Source organism: Neobacillus sp. 114, from assembly GCF_030127045.1.
GTDB lineage: Bacteria > Bacillota > Bacilli > Bacillales > Cytobacillaceae > Neobacillus > Neobacillus rhizophilus.
Window position 1 is genome coordinate 3,963,996 of record NZ_CP126144.1, and the last position, 15,502, is coordinate 3,979,497.

At 40.8% G+C, this 15,502-nt stretch carries 15 protein-coding genes and 1 pseudogene; 3 read left to right on the plus strand and 13 right to left on the minus strand.

Annotation, left to right across the window (positions count from 1 at the left end; all coding sequences use genetic code 11):
• Nucleotides 1-59 precede the first annotated feature (59 nt).
• The 7 genes from QNN06_RS19185 to QNN06_RS19215 form a co-directional block, all read right to left on the minus strand.
• Nucleotides 60-1,295, minus strand: coding sequence for an acyl-CoA dehydrogenase (locus tag QNN06_RS19185; RefSeq protein ID WP_284035753.1), 1,236 nt, complete (start codon nucleotides 1,293-1,295; stop codon nucleotides 60-62).
• Nucleotides 1,296-1,384: 89 nt separating this feature from the next.
• The gene (locus QNN06_RS19190) at nucleotides 1,385-2,167 is read right to left on the minus strand and encodes an enoyl-CoA hydratase/isomerase family protein (protein ID WP_284035754.1); all 783 of its coding nucleotides are present in this window, start codon (nucleotides 2,165-2,167) and stop codon (nucleotides 1,385-1,387) included.
• Nucleotides 2,164-3,051 (minus strand): 3-hydroxyacyl-CoA dehydrogenase family protein, encoded by an 888-nt coding sequence (locus tag QNN06_RS19195; protein ID WP_217036393.1) that lies wholly within the window; start codon nucleotides 3,049-3,051, stop codon nucleotides 2,164-2,166. The genes QNN06_RS19190 and QNN06_RS19195 overlap by 4 nt, the downstream gene beginning before the upstream one ends.
• A 63-nt stretch (nucleotides 3,052-3,114) precedes the next feature.
• Nucleotides 3,115-4,290, minus strand: coding sequence for a thiolase family protein (locus QNN06_RS19200; RefSeq protein WP_284035755.1), 1,176 nt, complete (start codon nucleotides 4,288-4,290; stop codon nucleotides 3,115-3,117).
• 34 nt (nucleotides 4,291-4,324) lie between these two features.
• A complete protein-coding gene (locus tag QNN06_RS19205) occupies nucleotides 4,325-5,461 on the minus strand; it encodes an acyl-CoA dehydrogenase family protein (protein WP_249366784.1) in 1,137 nt (378 codons plus the stop codon).
• A 148-nt stretch (nucleotides 5,462-5,609) separates the two neighbouring features.
• Nucleotides 5,610-7,052, minus strand: coding sequence for a sigma-54 interaction domain-containing protein (locus QNN06_RS19210; protein WP_249366783.1), 1,443 nt, complete (start codon nucleotides 7,050-7,052; stop codon nucleotides 5,610-5,612).
• A gap of 169 nt (nucleotides 7,053-7,221) precedes the next feature.
• Nucleotides 7,222-7,887, minus strand: coding sequence for a hypothetical protein (locus QNN06_RS19215; RefSeq protein ID WP_217036385.1), 666 nt, complete (start codon nucleotides 7,885-7,887; stop codon nucleotides 7,222-7,224).
• Nucleotides 7,888-8,177: 290 nt separating this feature from the next.
• Here QNN06_RS19215 and QNN06_RS19220 point away from each other — a divergent pair, with 290 nt between their 5' ends.
• Nucleotides 8,178-8,396 (plus strand): hypothetical protein, encoded by a 219-nt coding sequence (locus QNN06_RS19220; RefSeq protein WP_284035756.1) that lies wholly within the window; start codon nucleotides 8,178-8,180, stop codon nucleotides 8,394-8,396.
• A gap of 228 nt (nucleotides 8,397-8,624) precedes the next feature.
• Here the strand turns inward: QNN06_RS19220 and QNN06_RS19225 are convergent.
• Nucleotides 8,625-9,275 (minus strand): annotated as a pseudogene (locus tag QNN06_RS19225) (IS3 family transposase); the annotation flags it as partial.
• Nucleotides 9,276-9,394: 119 nt separating this feature from the next.
• Here QNN06_RS19225 and QNN06_RS19230 point away from each other — a divergent pair.
• Together QNN06_RS19230 and QNN06_RS19235 are read left to right on the plus strand one after the other, a co-directional pair.
• On the plus strand, nucleotides 9,395-9,577 hold the full coding sequence (locus tag QNN06_RS19230; protein ID WP_284035757.1) for a hypothetical protein: 183 nt from the start codon (nucleotides 9,395-9,397) through the stop codon (nucleotides 9,575-9,577).
• Complete coding sequence (locus tag QNN06_RS19235) at nucleotides 9,574-9,699, plus strand: hypothetical protein (RefSeq protein WP_284035758.1); 126 nt, start codon at nucleotides 9,574-9,576, stop codon at nucleotides 9,697-9,699. Before QNN06_RS19230 ends, QNN06_RS19235 begins: the two co-directional genes overlap by 4 nt.
• Nucleotides 9,700-10,048: 349 nt before the next feature.
• Here QNN06_RS19235 and QNN06_RS19240 read toward each other — a convergent pair whose 3' ends face one another.
• The 5 genes from QNN06_RS19240 to QNN06_RS19260 form a co-directional block, all read right to left on the minus strand.
• On the minus strand, nucleotides 10,049-11,002 hold the full coding sequence (locus QNN06_RS19240; protein WP_284035759.1) for a DUF6282 family protein: 954 nt from the start codon (nucleotides 11,000-11,002) through the stop codon (nucleotides 10,049-10,051).
• 41 nt (nucleotides 11,003-11,043) lie between these two features.
• Complete coding sequence (locus tag QNN06_RS19245; RefSeq protein WP_284035760.1) at nucleotides 11,044-12,072, minus strand: hypothetical protein; 1,029 nt, start codon at nucleotides 12,070-12,072, stop codon at nucleotides 11,044-11,046.
• Nucleotides 12,073-12,088: 16 nt separating this feature from the next.
• Nucleotides 12,089-12,601, minus strand: a complete 513-nt coding sequence (locus QNN06_RS19250; RefSeq protein ID WP_284035761.1) for a UGSC family (seleno)protein — start codon at nucleotides 12,599-12,601, stop codon at nucleotides 12,089-12,091.
• On the minus strand, nucleotides 12,598-13,485 hold the full coding sequence (locus QNN06_RS19255) for a DUF1932 domain-containing protein (protein WP_284035762.1): 888 nt from the start codon (nucleotides 13,483-13,485) through the stop codon (nucleotides 12,598-12,600). The genes QNN06_RS19250 and QNN06_RS19255 overlap by 4 nt, the downstream gene beginning before the upstream one ends.
• Before the next feature lie 390 nt (nucleotides 13,486-13,875).
• Nucleotides 13,876-15,492: an MDR family MFS transporter gene (locus QNN06_RS19260; protein ID WP_284035763.1), complete on the minus strand. Its 1,617-nt coding sequence runs from the start codon at nucleotides 15,490-15,492 to the stop codon at nucleotides 13,876-13,878.
• Nucleotides 15,493-15,502 lie beyond the last annotated feature (10 nt).

Sequence of the window (15,502 nt, forward strand, 5' to 3'; positions counted from 1 at the left end):
AAAAAATGTTCAGGCAATGGAGGACTGACCTCTCATTACCTGAACATTGGGTATTGTTTTTAACTCCGGACTGCCGATAATTCTGGAGTTTGATATTTTTTAATTTCCAATCTAGCAATCTGACGGCGGTGTACTTCATCAGGACCATCGGCGAGTCTTAATGTACGTGCCTGTGCCCAATGATAGGCAAGCGTGAAATCATCACTTACGCCGGCAGCGCCAAAAGCTTGAATCGCACGGTCAAGGACTTTTAGTGCCATATTTGGTGCAACCACTTTAATCATCGCAATTTCGGCTTTCGCTTCTTTATTTCCAACTGTGTCCATCATATAGGCCGCTTTCAATGTCAATAAACGTGCTTGCTCTATTTCAATTCTTGATTCTGCAATCCACTCTTGAACAACACCCTGCTCCGCAATTTTTTTACCAAAAGCAGTCCGGTTTAGCACGCGCTTGGTGAGGTCTTCAAGTGCACGTTCTGCCAGGCCGATTAATCTCATGCAATGATGAATCCTGCCCGGTCCAAGCCGCCCTTGGGCAATCGCGAATCCTTTTCCTTCTTCCCATAGCATATTCTCAGCTGGCACCCGGACATTTTCATAGACAATTTCCGCGTGTCCATGAGGGGCATCATCATACCCAAACACCGGCAGGATTCGTTCAATCTTCACACCTGGTGTGTTTAATGGTACGAGAATCATAGACTGCTGTTCATGCAGCTTTGCGTTAGGATCATTTTTCCCCATCACAATCGCAATCTTGCAGCGTGGATCCCCTGCTCCTGAAGACCACCATTTCCTGCCATTGATGACATATTCATCGCCATCTCTGATAATACTTGTTTCAATATTAGTTGCGTCACTGGAAGCCACATCTGGCTCTGTCATCGAAAAACAGGAACGAATCTCACCAGCCAGAAGCGGTTCAAGCCATTGTTTCTTTTGCGCTTCCGTCCCATAACGAACAAGAACTTCCATGTTTCCTGTATCTGGTGCGCTGCAATTAAATACTTCCGGTCCAATGACGGATCTTCCCATAATCTCACAAAGCGGTGCATATTCCAGATTGGTTAATCCAGCCCCATACTCACTTTCAGGCAAGAACAAATTCCATAGCCCTTCTGCTTTTGCCTTTTGTTTCAGTTCTTGCATAATCGGAGGAATATCAGACCAGCGTGTTTCCTGTTGATTCAGCTGCTCCTTATATAACTTTTCATTTGGGTAAACATACTCCTCCATAAACTTAATAACCCTCTTTTGCAAGTTAACAACCTTTTCAGAATATGAAAAATTCATCCTATCCATCCCCTTTTCATGTTTTTAGATAAATTTAAGATTGTACAATAGACCTGAATCGAGTGCTGGCATGTTCATTGTTACCGATTTTATTTATGGGCAAATACGGGCTCTCTTTTTTCAATAAATGCTGAAACTCCCTCTTTCACATCTTCTGTTAAAAAGACCTCTCCAAACAGTTCAGCTTCTCTCTCGATTCCGGCATGGAATTCCATATTTGTTCCTTCATCTACCGCCTTTTTAATCCGAGATAGGGCCTGCAGAGAATACCCGCTGATTTTCTTGGCCATCGCCAGCGCCGCGTTCATTCCTTGTCCTGTTGCGACAACTTTGTTCACGAGTCCAAGCTTCACCGCTTCATGTGCCGAAATGGGGTCGCCGACAAACATGAGCTCTTTCGCTTTTGCCTCTCCTACTATTCTCGGAAGACGCTGGGTGCCTCCTCCGCCTGGGAAGATTCCCAATTTGATTTCCGGCAGGCCAAGCTGTGCATGTTCTTCGGCAATCCGGATGTCACAAGTGATGGCAAGCTCACAGCCGCCGCCGAAGGTCAGGCCATTTAAGACAGCAATCGTCGGCTTTGGCAGGAAATCGATTTGGTTAAAGACGGCATGCTGCTCCAAAACTCGGTCCTTCATGCCTGCTTTGCCAATGGATTGAGGGAACTCCTTAATATCTGCTCCCGCCATAAACGCCCGGCTGCCGGCGCCCGTCAAGATGGCCACGACAATGTCGTTATCGCTGGCAATATCATCAAAGACAGCCTTTAACTCACTGGTTACCTGCCCGCTTAAAACATTTAGCGGCGGATTATCAATCGTCACAATTGCAATATGATCGTTTTTTTCCAGTTTGACTAATTGCGTATTCACTTTGCCTTCACCCCTGTTTTTTCGTATTCATACCAGCCCTTGCCGGTTTTCCGGCCAAGAGTCCCAGCCTTCACTTTTTCTTCCAGGCTTGCAGACGGCTTATCCTCTTCATTGCCTGTTTCTTTATATTTTTCCGCTAGTGCATAGTAGCCGACATCAATGCCGGATAAGTCCATTAGCTCAAAGGGACCCATCGGGTGGTTTAATGCTTTTTTGACTATCGTATCAATGTCTTTATAATCGCAGATTCCTTCCTCATACAGCTTAAGCGCCTCGTTGTTTAAGGCAAACAACAGACGGTTGGCTATAAAGCCCCATGTTTCCTTGCGCAGCAAAACGCCTGTACGATTGATTTTTTCACAAACAGCCAATGTGACAGCAGCCGTTTCTTCAGACGTGGTTTCACTCATAACAACCTCGACACAATCCATCACTAAAGCTGGAAAGAAGAAGTGCATATTGCAGACTTTCTCCGGCCTCCTAGTTACATCGGCAATTTTTGAACTAGCAATAGTGGAGCTATTGGATGCTAAAATGGCATGAGGTGGTGCCAAACGATCAACAACAGCGAAAAGCTCCCGTTTGACATCTAGCTTTTCAACAACCGCCTCAATGACAAAGTCTGTATTTCCTACCGCCACCTCCAAATTAGTGGTAAACGATAAACGGGCGAAAGCCTGATCCAAACCTTCCTGACTGATTTTCCCTTTTTGAACCCATTTTCCCATTTGAAAATCGAGGGCTTCCTTTGCTTGTTCCAACGCCTTTTCCTGGATATCGTAGATCGTTGTTGAAAATCCGCCTAACGCGCATAACATGGCAATTTGGTGTCCCATAGACCCTGCACCTAACACCGAAATATGTTTAACATCCTGTATATTCAATTATTTCACTCCTTCCGGTACTAACCGGTTAGTACTTTGGCAATATTCAAAAAACAAACTTTCTTATCCTTCTCGCTCAATCAGAGCAGCAATACCTTGGCCGCCGCCAATACAGGCGGTAATTAAAGCCCTCTGTTTATTCGTTCTTTGTAATTCGTAAACGGCCTTCGTAATCAGAATGGCGCCGGTTGCTCCGAGTGGATGCCCGTGCGCAATAGCCCCGCCGTTAACATTAAGCTTTGCTTCGTCGATTTCAAGCTCACGGTTGCAGGCAAGAACCTGAGCAGCAAACGCTTCATTAAGTTCTACTAAATCAAAATTATCGATCTTTAATCCTGTCCGTTGTAATAGCTTTCTAGTTGCCGGTACCGGACCAATTCCCATAATGTTAGGATCTACACCGCTCACGGCAGAGTCACGAACAACTGCCAGCGGCTTTAAGCCTAATTCTTCAGCCTTTTCACGGGACATGATTACTAATGCGCTGGCCGCATCATTGAGTCCTGAGCTGCTTCCTGCTGTCACTGTTCCACCTTCAAGGAAGGCTGGCGGTAATTTAGCTAATCCTTCAAGCGTCGTAGATGGTCTCGGATGCTCATCCATACCAACTGTGATCGGCTGCCCTTTTCTTACAGGAATCTCAATTGGCACAATTTGTTGTTTAAAGAATTCTTGTTCCATGGCGGCTGCCATTCTTTGCTGGCTTCTTAATGAATAGGCATCCTGTTCTTCTCTAGAAATATTATATTTTTTTACAAGGTTTTCAGCCGTGATTCCCATTGGCGGATCACCGATTTCCTTTGGTGAAAGCTGCGATTTACGAAAACTTGGAGGCGCTGCACTATATGCTTTTGTAGGGCGATCCATTAAATATGGAGCTCTGCTCATGCTTTCTGTTCCACCCGCCACATAAATATCTCCTGCTCCGGCATTAATTGCCTGGGCAGCTAAAACAACGGCATTGATACCAGACCCGCACTGACGGTCAATGGTTAAACCAGGAATTTCAAGAGAAAGTCCCGTTTGCAGGGCTGTTAACCTAGCAATGTTTCCGCCACCGCTTAACACATTTCCAAAAATAACATCATCAATTTGATTCGCGTTAACACCTGCTCGATTTAGCGCTTCCTTTATCACCACTGCACCAAATTCATGGGCATTCAGGCTTGCTAATGCCCCGCCCTGCCTTCCAATCGGAGTTCTTACGGCTGATACGATCACTGCATCTCTTTTTGACATGCTTTTTTCCTCCCTATTCATCTATTAACTATGTTTATAGTAAAACCTGTCTTGCAATGACAAGCTTTTGTATCAAATTTGAACCTTCATAAAACTGGGTAATTTTCGCATCCCGCAACATTCTTTCCACCGGGTAGTCTTCGGTATAGCCGCTGCCTTCTAGCATTTGAACCGCATCCGTAGTCACCTTCACCGCGACATTCGAACAGAATAGCTTTGCCATAGAGGCTGCACCTGCCACTTCACTTGACCCTTTTTCCAGCAATTCTCCACCGTAGTAAAGCAATCTTCTTGCCGCTTCAATATCTGTAGCCATTTCAGCCAGCATCAGCTGGGTATTATGAAATCTCAAACTCTCCCTCGAAGAGCGCATAAATCTATGGGCATACTTAATTGCCTCTTCATAAGCGCCTTGTGCAATCCCCAAAGCTAGAGCCGCAACATTTAATCTCGTTCGATTAAGCGTTTCTTTTAAAATTTTAAATCCTTTGCCCTCCCCTCCAATTAGCTGTGAATGATGAATTTTTACATTTTCTAAAATAACCTCTCTTGCTGGAATCCCTTTTACACCCATTTTCCCTGTTTCTCTTCCCACTGTTAATCCGGGTGTTCCCTGCTCGACAATAAAATAGGTGATGCCTGCATTTTTTATTCTGGGGTCCATTGTTGCAACAATCGTGTAAATGTCTGCTACCCCAGCGTTAAACACGAATAACTTTTTACCATTCAAAACATAATAATCGCCCATTTTCTCAGCTGTCGTATAAACCGTTTCAAGATCACTGGTGATTCCCTCTTCTGTAATCCCAATCGCCCCTATTAAATCACCTGATGTGAGAGGGGGTAAATACTTCACTTTTTGCTCCTCCGTACCACCTAGAAGAATAGGGTTCATCACCATTCCTTGATTCGTCAACAGTATGGATGTTGAACCGCAGCAGCGAGCAATCTCTTCAATAATGATCAACTGATTCAAGTGTGATAGGCCGCCACCGCCAAAACTGGTAGGTACACTTGTTCCGAATAATCTATTTTCTGCTAACTTCCTGACGTGGGTGTCCGGTATTCTTTGAAGTTGATCCACATCTTTTGCTGCAGGACGAAAGCAATCCTCTGCAATAGACCGGATAAAATGCCGAACCACATGAATCTCTTCCTGAATCAATTCCATTGCTCCTCCCATTGTCATTATTCTTTTAAAATGCAATTTCTGTGCCAAACTAAATAATCAGGTTATTTAGGCTATAATCCCTCGGTAATGCAAAAACACAACAAAAAAATAGTGCAAAATTGCAACACGTTGCGTTTTTGCACTATTTTTAAAAATTAGAGTACTTTTGTACCTTCCTTGATAACGTGGAAGCATCGACGTCTAATGCTTTAGCTGCCGCACGAATGCTGGGATAATTCTTCAAGGCACGATCAATGACCTGTTTTTCATAATGTTCCATTTGCTCTTTCAGGGACTTTAAATTGTTAGGCTTAGTGATGATGTTGTCAATTTCCCTTTGGGGTTCAGACTGCTTTTTTTCTTTATGTTGCGGTATAAACAATTCATTTCGAATGTCCTCAGCAGTAATGATCGGTTTTTCAATCATAATGCACAGCCGCTCAACTATGTTTTGAAGTTCTCGCACGTTTCCCGGCCAATGATAACGTTGAAAGCTATCCAAAACTTCTTTTGAAAAAATCTTATTCACGCCATATTTTTGTCTGATGTTATTGATAAAGTGATAGGTTAATGGAACGATATCATTTGGTCTTTCCCTTAGCGGAGGAATATGAATCGGAATGATATTTAATCGATAATAGAGGTCCTTTCGAAATCCTCCTTTTTTGATTAAATCTTCCAGATTTTGATTAGTTGCAGCGATCACCCTGGTGTCAATTTTGATCGGCTTTGTCCCGCCGACCCTGGTAATTTCAAATTCCTGCAGCACCCTTAGTAATTTGACCTGTAAGTGTAAGGGGATTTCGCCAATTTCATCTAAAAGAATGGTCCCTTTAGCGGCCTGTTCAAATAAACCAATCTTACCCTTAGGGCTGGCTCCAGTAAACGCCCCAGATTCATAGCCGAATAGTTCAGATTCTAACAGATCATTGGGAATTGCCCCGCAATTCACTTTAATCAGCGGCTGGCTGCTTCGATTACTATTTTCATGAATTAATTTTACAACAACCTCTTTCCCTACTCCTGATTCCCCATATATAATGACAGTTGAATCATGCTGAGAGACTCGTAAGGCGCGGTCAAAGACTTTCTTCATTTTCTTGTCGTAGGCGACAATGGAATGAATGGCGGTTTTATTGGATTTTAGTTCCTCCAGCTGCTGAGTGATTTCCTCATGCTCCTGCTCTAATAGAAAAATTTCATCCTTGAGCTGGTTTAATACCGTTACGTCCAAAATCTGACTGACAACTTTAATGATTTGTTCCTGTTTATTTTTAATCGGGATGGCGGTTACTAAAACTTCTTTGCCATTATAGAGTTTTGTCAGTTGGGTACTAGGTTTGCCTTCTTTAAAAACCTGCAGTTCGGCAGTTTGGTCGATGATTTCCTCGATTATTAAATCCCGATGTTTGCGGCCAACAACATCACTTGCCGATAATCCCGTTTGTTCCTTAAATGCCGGATTTACTTCGGTAATCCTGCCGTCCTTATCGGTGATGACCACTCCTGTTATGGAATGCTGAAACATTTGCTGATACGTTTCATATATCTCTTCCAGTTTCTCTAATTCGCTCGGTGCGTCAGATACCAACGTCCATTTACGATCACTGTTTGTTATTTCCTTGGTCCTCCTTCCAATTAGAGTTGTATGTAAATAATGTGATTATAGTTATTGTATTCTATATTTTCTGAAAAATAAACGATTTAATCTGTTTATACCTATTCATCCCTATCCGCAACTCCTGGATTATAATAGATTCTTATAGATGATTTTTCCGTTGAGATTTTATAATCTCAAAATATTGTGTATCGCCCAACCCATAATCTTTAAATTTTTCCAATAAAGCTAGCATAAGTTCTTCTTCTGGAACATCACGGTGTTTGCGAATATACTGCAGAAGATCACTGTCTACTCTTAGGTAATTCAAATATAGCTCTATCCCCTTCTTTAATGGTTCGGGATCGATATTTTCAGGCATAGTTTTATCAATCAACACTTGTTTGTAAATGTCATAATATCCCTTCGCCTTTAGGGAAAAATGGCTCACAGGCTCAAATTGATCATCGACTAGATAAAGATCAATAGAGTCTGTATGCTCTACTTGGTCTAACCAAGCAAGGATAGTCAGAATGTTGATTTGACAAAACATATCGGCATCAAACCATAAGACAATATGAGTAAATTTCTCGCTGAAAAAAGGCTGCAATGGTGTTAGTGTGTGTTCAGTGTATTGTTTAGGCGTTACATGATGGACCTTCGCACGCATTTGGATGAAATCATTTGAAAATAGATTAGGACTCGTGTTTCCATAACACATTGCCTCGTTAAAGGGAACCATTAATTCTTGTTCAAGAAACTTTGTCTTATTGTAAAAATTATACATAGCTAGTCCATTCAGAATATGTAATGTTCTTTTTCGGATCATTGTTCACAACCTCTTCTTCATTTAATCTAAGCCACGGGGACGGACCATCCCTTTTGTTCATGCATCTTTGCTTCCATATTTTATGCAGGCCCTCTCAGACATACTTGTCCCTTTCTCCTGCAAAACCGTTATATTTGTACTAATATACGTAGGTAACTCGGTAAGGTTTCAATGGATAAGAGCTTTTTATTTTTAAAGTTGTTTCAAAATAACAAAACTGCCCGTTTCCATTTTGTGCTAAAATAGAAGAAAGTTGTATATAAAGGTGCAGTTCCAGGAGGAGTAATTTGATGGGAAAAAAGAAAGTTAATACGCCAGCCAAACTCATTATTTTTTGTATTCTTTTTGGAATCATTGTGATCTTTAATAGTGTATTAGTGATCGGCTCACCCTATGTATTTATCAAAGTGTTGAATCTTATCGTTGTCATCATACTTTCCTCGATAGTGGGTGCATTTATAAGAGAAATCTTTATTTTAAATAAAAAGAAAAAGTCTCACACAACTTAAATCGGTCATGAACAGGAATCGGGAAAACACGGGGACGGTTTTCATGACATTTTTCATTTATTTCTTGTTAAAAAAATCTGCAGAACCTTCCCCATTTCTTTGCCTTCACTCCCCCAAGAACATAAGCTTTGAGGGACAAAAAAGGCTATGTTGTATAACCAGATATAAAAAACCTCAGAGTTTTTCTTATACTGAAGTGACCCCTAAAAGTTAGACACGGTTATTTCATTAGGCAGCTTGGGTAAAATGAGTTCGGTATTGCACGGGACTCATTTTTAATTTTGCTTTTATTCGCTTTGTATTGTAGTAATCGATGTATTTTTCTAATTCTATTTTGAAATGCTCTACACTTTCAAATTCTCTCATGTAGAGGAACTCAGATTTCATAATTCCAAAGAAGTTCTCTATAACAGAGTTGTCGTAACAGTTTCCTTTGCGAGACATAATTTGGACTATCCCTCTTGATTCAAGTGCGTGACGATATTTCTTCATTTGATAATGCCAGCCTTGATCGGAATGCAGAAGTAGCTGGTGGTTCACAGGTAAACGTTCGAAAGCCTTCTCCAACATATCTGAAACTAGGGAATAGGTTGGTCTAGAACCAATTGTGTACGTGATTATCTCCCCATTAAATAAATCTAAGACAGGCGATAGATAAAGTTTTTCACCGAATAATTTAAATTCTGTAATGTCTGTTACCCACTTTTCATTTGGGGTATTTGCTGTAAAATGGCGGTCTAAAATATTCGGCGCAATTTTACCAACCGTACCTTTATAAGATTTGTATTTTTTCATGCGTACGATACACTTTAACCCTAGTTCTTTCATAATCCGTTGAACCTTCTTGATACGATTCGCAAGCTCATCACGAATACGGGCGACAGCCATAATCCCCTGTTCTATAAGACATTAAGAACAGTGAGTGGTTTGAAGAAAGAGCAATGTATAAATCAAACAGTAAAAATAATTTTGGAGACAATTAAAGGAGGAGAAAATAGTTGAAAACTGCAAACGTAAAAAAGCTTTCGCTAGAAATAGCTGAAATTCTTGGAAAAAGCAATGCTAACTGCCGGCAAATATTTCGCCGTGCGAAAAAAAACATGGAATTTGACCCAAAGAAACATCTTTCGATTTTAATGGAGGAATCTACAGTAAAAAAAGTTTGTACAAGTCCGTCTTGAATGGAAACGTAAACCAATTATTAGAGGTTATTAGCGAAGATGTCGCAATGTACTCGGATGGCGGTGGTAAAGTAGAAGCCGCACAAATACCTATTTTCGGCGCTGCCAAAGTGGTTTATTAACTCCAAAGTCTCATGAAAATGTATGCAAGCAAGTTCACCATCAAATATACAGCCGTCAACGGTCTGCCAAGACTAATTTTAACAACCGATGAACACATACAATTTGTGTACTCCTTTGCTTTAGTGACAATCGAATTCAGACGATCTAACGGTTGCTAATCCCGATAAACTACAACATTTACAATAGAAAATCCCGTACGATCACTAAATCACAGCACTCGCTGTATCATTTCGATTTTGCCTCTCATGTTATGACAAAACCCTCACAATTTGACTATTGTGAGGGTTTATTTTGTAAAAAGATTAAACCTCTACCTTGCTCCACAGCCCTCAACTTTCTTTTCTGCCATTATACTTTCCCCGAAAGAAGCCTCTCAGGAGTCTCCCGGATCATATCCACGATTTGTTGGCTGCTAATTCCGGATGATTGCAGCAGATGGACAAAAAAGTTCAGCCCCTCGATTGGGGATGGATGATGATGCTGGCCAAAATCTGTCACCATGAGATAATGGCTGTGGCCCACTTCTTTAATATCTGTTAAAATCTCAGCTACAGACCGGACGCGATGGTTGGGCAGGAAACTGATTAAGCATTTTTCTAAAAAGAATCCTTCGTTTGCGACCTCCATTTGATCTTCCCGCGACATGTTGATCAAGTGTAAATCGGGATGCTGAATCACAAATTTTCTGATTTGATATTGATGCAAGACTGGAATTAAAGCTTTAATCTCAGGAACTGAAAGGTGCCCGCTTGCCAAAATCAGCTGATGTCTGGCTACGTATTCCAGGATCCTTTCAACTTCTCTTTTCACTTCTCCATTGGCATCCAAAATGGTTAATCCCCCGTATTGGCCGGGCTCATAAGATGCCATATCCGTGGTCAGGGTTGCTTTAAAGCGCTCATGATTATCCGCATCAACAGTGGGAAACCAGACGATTCCACCCCCCAATTGATGAGACATTTTGACCGCATCTGCATTAAAACCGCCGACATAACGATTCAATACAACGCCGCCTATTGTTCTGATTTCCGGAACTACCTCTTGAACTAGCTGCGCCCGGGCCGCAGTATCGCCTTCATGTGCTTTCAAAACGATTCCCGACATTCCGCAGCTTCTCGCTTCCATTGCATACTCAATATCCGAGTACTTTCGTTTTGACACACTTGGAGAACTATGGGCGTGAAACTCAATGCCTCCTTCAAGCAGTTCAGAAATAGATTCTGCTTTCGGCTGTATTTTGATCCAATGATCAACTTCCAGTGAAAAGCGGTCATTATGAATAGGCCTTTTCCAACCGTTCATTTTACCCCACCTTGTTTTTTAGAATGAATGTAATGAATTAGTTAAAAACTTTGCGAAACGCAATTTGTCGCACCAAAGTTGGGCACATACTGGATGTGGTAAGGATCATTCCCTCCAACAACCACGATTTTAATGTCATCCGGTTTGTCGCATACATACGCTGTATCACCTTTTAGATTCTTCGGCATATCAGGCTGAAATAACTCCTTGGGAAAATCAGCAAGCTTCCGCTTCGATTTTTCAAACAAACACTCCTTAACTGCAGTTTTCGTCCAGCCGTCCTTCACCATCACTCTTACATGGCCGGGACTCAATAAAATACAGGGGTTGCCGCGTCCAGTCAAAAAATTATTATTGCCTATATTTGACATGCAATCTGCTAATAAACTCAACTGAGAGTTGCTGTCAATCCCGCCCGTGAGAACATTATTGGTTCCTTGACCTCCAAAAATCGTCACGACATTTTCGCCTTTTGCGTAGCCTAGTTCAACCGATAATGGCTCCCACTGACTTTCTTCTTCATTTTCCGGGATGCAGAATGTATATTTGCCAGGCATCCCCAATGTTGCTTTATCGATTTTTCCCGGAAACGCCCCGCCAATATTTAATAAAATCATCCTAAGTGCTCTTCCGATAGTGGCATTTGCCCGGTTTCCCGGTCCTAGTGCCCCCATTCCTGCATTCATGCCAATTTTATTTCGAATCTTGCCATTGACAATTGTCAACGGGGCGACAGGATTTGTCGTTGCCTGGATGCCGCCTAAATTAAACTCAGGCTTAGTAATGGCCTGAATCATTGCTATTAAGACAGGCGAATACTCACGCCTACAGCCCGCCATGATTGCATTGACGGCAATTTTCTCAACAGTGGCAACCCCTTTTCTTGGTTCCACCTCGGCGATGACTTGGTCACGCGGCATGCCGATGTAACTGATAAATGTTTCGACCAGCTCTTCCGTCGGGGGGATGATCGGCAGACCATCTGTCAACTTCTTTTCGTAAACGTATTCAAAAAATGCATATGGATCATCAGGTACATCAATAAACATTTCGTCCCCGGTTATTTCCATGAAATCGCCTCCACATCTACTTAATCAGCTGAGTAATCAGAATATCAATAATGTTTCCAGCCATTTTCTTAAGCGCTTCTTCAGATTCCTCTTCAATATGCCGCGAGAGGATGATTTTAGGGATCTCCGGAACTTCCCTGCTTTCCGCAATGGCATTGGCTAGCTGGGTAAAGTTTTCAGTTATACACACAAGGGAGTTTTTCCCCTGTTTAAAAATTTCAATTGAGTCGTGGACACTCCACGATGTACATGACCCTCAATTGCCTAACCCGACGATACAAATATCGGATGCTTCCGCTATTTCTTCAATCAGTTCCGCCGGGGCTGCGTTGCTTAATGGAATATTCCACTTCGTCACCTTTTTTACGTGATACTTGTTCGTAAGCGTTTTCTCGATCTCGTTAATAATAAAATTCCAACTCGGCCAGCCATTGTCAAGCAAACCAATGTTTTTCCCAGCCAATGTTGATACCTTTGTCGTTTCTCGTTTGAATTTTTTTGGACTTGCCACCGGATTCATGATTTTCATATTTGCCTGCTCCCTTCCGAGATTATAAATTGAAGAAATTCTTCGTTTGCCATTTTCTCATCAAGTAATTTATGGAGATTTTGTTCAGATATCCAATTCAGTGTTTGGCAGATAGCCTCACTCTGAAAAGCGTTCAAATTCATTTCTTTTAAAAAGTCAACAGCCATTCCTATTTCTTGCTGCCGGCGTTTTGAGTGGATAATGTTAGAGGTAATGGCATAGTCAACCCAATCTGAATACGACCGATTAAGGAACAGCTCGTCCAGGTTTTCCGCCATTATCTGCTGGATATTCCACTTTTCCGCAAGTAATATTTGTTCCCAAACAAGACATTGAATCCCTTTTGTGATGATACTTTGGCACATTTTCATTGCGGAAGCCTGCCCTACGATCTGACCAACTCTTTTGAGATGGAAAACCGATGATGGCAAATGATGCAATTCGATTTCTCCACTATAGTAAATTGGCGTTTGGCTTCCGGTAACCTGAGGCGAGCGCATGATGACGCCGTCAAGATATGGACAATTGGCAGCTTGAAAATATTTGCTGTTTTCCATTTTGACTTTCGGATTGGTTGAATTCAAATCCAGGAATACATGATGTTTAGAAACGAGGAGTGAAATATTTTTTGCAATTTGCGATGCACTTGATGGTGTAACAGTAGAAAGAAGATTGGATGTGTGATGAACGAGAACTTCCAATGAAGGAACATATTCAATCCCAAGTTGTTTAGCTTTATTCCGTTTAGAATCTGCTCTGGTACTTTCTTCACCATAACGGTGATCATAAACAAATACCGTCCAATTTTGCTCTTTTAATAATTTTCCATAAATCATTGCCACTTCGCCAAAACCGATGAAACCAATGGTTTTTTTCGGGGACATTTAACTCCTCCCTTGCCAATTCTCTTTTTTTCGACAATTTCAATATCCATCAGCCAGTTTCTTGTATATCCCCTCCATAAAAATAGTAGACTGCAACGGAGCTAACTCGATTATACTCTTAAAATTTTAATAGTTGCGATACATGTTTCCTATTGGTCTATAGCATCTGGCTATGGTGATTTGATATAAGAAAAGCGGAAGAGTCCCGATCACCGGCGTACAGCCTGGAGCTCTCCAACCCTTAGAATTTCTTCACCAGTTGCCTGTCAGCTACTGAGCATCTTGATACTTACTCAAATTGGACTTTCTCCAATTAGCAATTAACGGCTTGCTGGGCACACAAATAAGAAAAGCTAAATGAGCAAATTACCTTGTTCTTTTAGCTTTTAATTACTTGTAATATGTAGATGGTTCCTTTTTTTCGGGGGGAAGTCCTGGTGCAACGTTTGTCCGATTTGAGCGTCTAAACGGGATTTCTTTTAAAAAAAATGACAATACCAATCCAATTGAAAGAAAAATACTAGTAAGAAGAAAAGCAAATGTTAACGAATGTCCTAGCGCTTCCCTAATCATTTCACTTATTTGGATCAATGTTTCCTGCATTTCAGGTGTTAATGACTCTTTTATATTTTCAATTTCCTTATGATTCATCAAAATTTCTGGATCTTGGAGCTTTTTGAAAGTTGAATTTTGCTCAATGACACTGTATAAATCTGATTCTTTTGATAAACCTGTTAATTCAAACTGTAACTTTAAATTCATAATTGTCCCCATTACAGCTACACCAACCGTACCACCAAGTTGGCGAAAAAGTTGAACAGAAGAAGTTGCAACCCCTAGTATTCTTTGTGGTACTGCATTTTGAACAGACAATAATACAACTGGTGTACTTAGGCCAAGCCCAAAACCTATCATAATTATATTTACAACTATTCTTAAGGTAGTAGAATATATATTCAAAAATGATAATAAAAGCATCCCAGATCCCATTATGAGTAACCCGATGATGACAAATATTTTGTATTTTCCTGTTTTAGACATTAATTGGCCACAGATTACATTCGCAAAAACCATACTTAATATCATTGGCATCATGATAAGTCCAGACTTTGTTGCAGAAGTCCCTATTACCCCTTGGATGAAATACGGCATATACATAATTGTTCCGAACATTCCCATCCCTAATAGGAAAGCAATGAAATTAGATAGACTATATATGTCATTTTTAAATAAGCTTAAAGGAAGGACTGGACTAGAAGCCCTTTTTTCCGAGTAAATAAAAAATAGGAAAGCACATGCCGAACAGACAAATAGAAAAATAATAATTGATGATATCCAGCCATAATTCCTTCCGCCCCAAGTAAGAGCAAGAAGTAAAGGGACAATTGTTAATGAAATAAATAACGAACCATAATAGTCAATGGATTCTTTCGTTTTGACAGCTTGGCTCGGATAGATAAATAGAATCATCAGAAAAGCAACAATTCCAAGAGGTAGGAAAACCCAAAATACCCAATGCCAATCTGCATTGTCTGCAATCCATCCTCCAATTGTTGGCCCACACATACTCGAAATACCAAAAACACTTGACATGAAGCCTTGCCATTTCCCTCTTTCCCTAGGAGAGAATAAATCCCCAACTATTGTGAAAGCAGTTGACATAATCATTCCAGCTCCAAAACCCTGTATACCCCGAAAAAGAATAAGTTTAATCATGCTGTCTGATAGACCACAAAGAAATGAACCTATTGTAAATACACTAATACCTATTAAGATGAATATTTTACGTCCATATATATCTGATAGTTTTCCTACTAATATCGAAGTTACACTAGATGCTAGCATGAACATTGTAAATACCCAACTGTAATAATTAATACCATTTAAGTCAGAAATTATAGTAGGAAGAGCGGTAACTACAATCGTTTGATTTAATGAAGCAAAAAGCATTGCTGACATTACTGATAGCATAATTATGAGTTTTTTTCTCAGTACAAGATTTTCCATCTTGTCCTCC

Excerpts from the sequence above, each read along its gene's own strand:
- QNN06_RS19185 (WP_284035753.1), bottom strand. The coding sequence starts at position 1,295 with ATGAATTTTTCATATTCTGAAAAGGTTGTTAACTTGCAAAAGAGGGTT.
- QNN06_RS19200 (WP_284035755.1), bottom strand. The coding sequence starts at position 4,290 with ATGTCAAAAAGAGATGCAGTGATCGTATCAGCCGTAAGAACTCCGATT.
- QNN06_RS19205 (WP_249366784.1), bottom strand. The coding sequence starts at position 5,461 with ATGGAATTGATTCAGGAAGAGATTCATGTGGTTCGGCATTTTATCCGG.
- QNN06_RS19215 (WP_217036385.1), bottom strand. The coding sequence starts at position 7,887 with ATGATCCGAAAAAGAACATTACATATTCTGAATGGACTAGCTATGTAT.
- QNN06_RS19220 (WP_284035756.1), top strand. The coding sequence starts at position 8,178 with ATGGGAAAAAAGAAAGTTAATACGCCAGCCAAACTCATTATTTTTTGT.
- QNN06_RS19240 (WP_284035759.1), bottom strand. The coding sequence starts at position 11,002 with ATGAACGGTTGGAAAAGGCCTATTCATAATGACCGCTTTTCACTGGAA.
- QNN06_RS19245 (WP_284035760.1), bottom strand. The coding sequence starts at position 12,072 with ATGGAAATAACCGGGGACGAAATGTTTATTGATGTACCTGATGATCCA.
- QNN06_RS19255 (WP_284035762.1), bottom strand. The coding sequence starts at position 13,485 with ATGTCCCCGAAAAAAACCATTGGTTTCATCGGTTTTGGCGAAGTGGCA.
- QNN06_RS19260 (WP_284035763.1), bottom strand. The coding sequence starts at position 15,492 with ATGGAAAATCTTGTACTGAGAAAAAAACTCATAATTATGCTATCAGTA.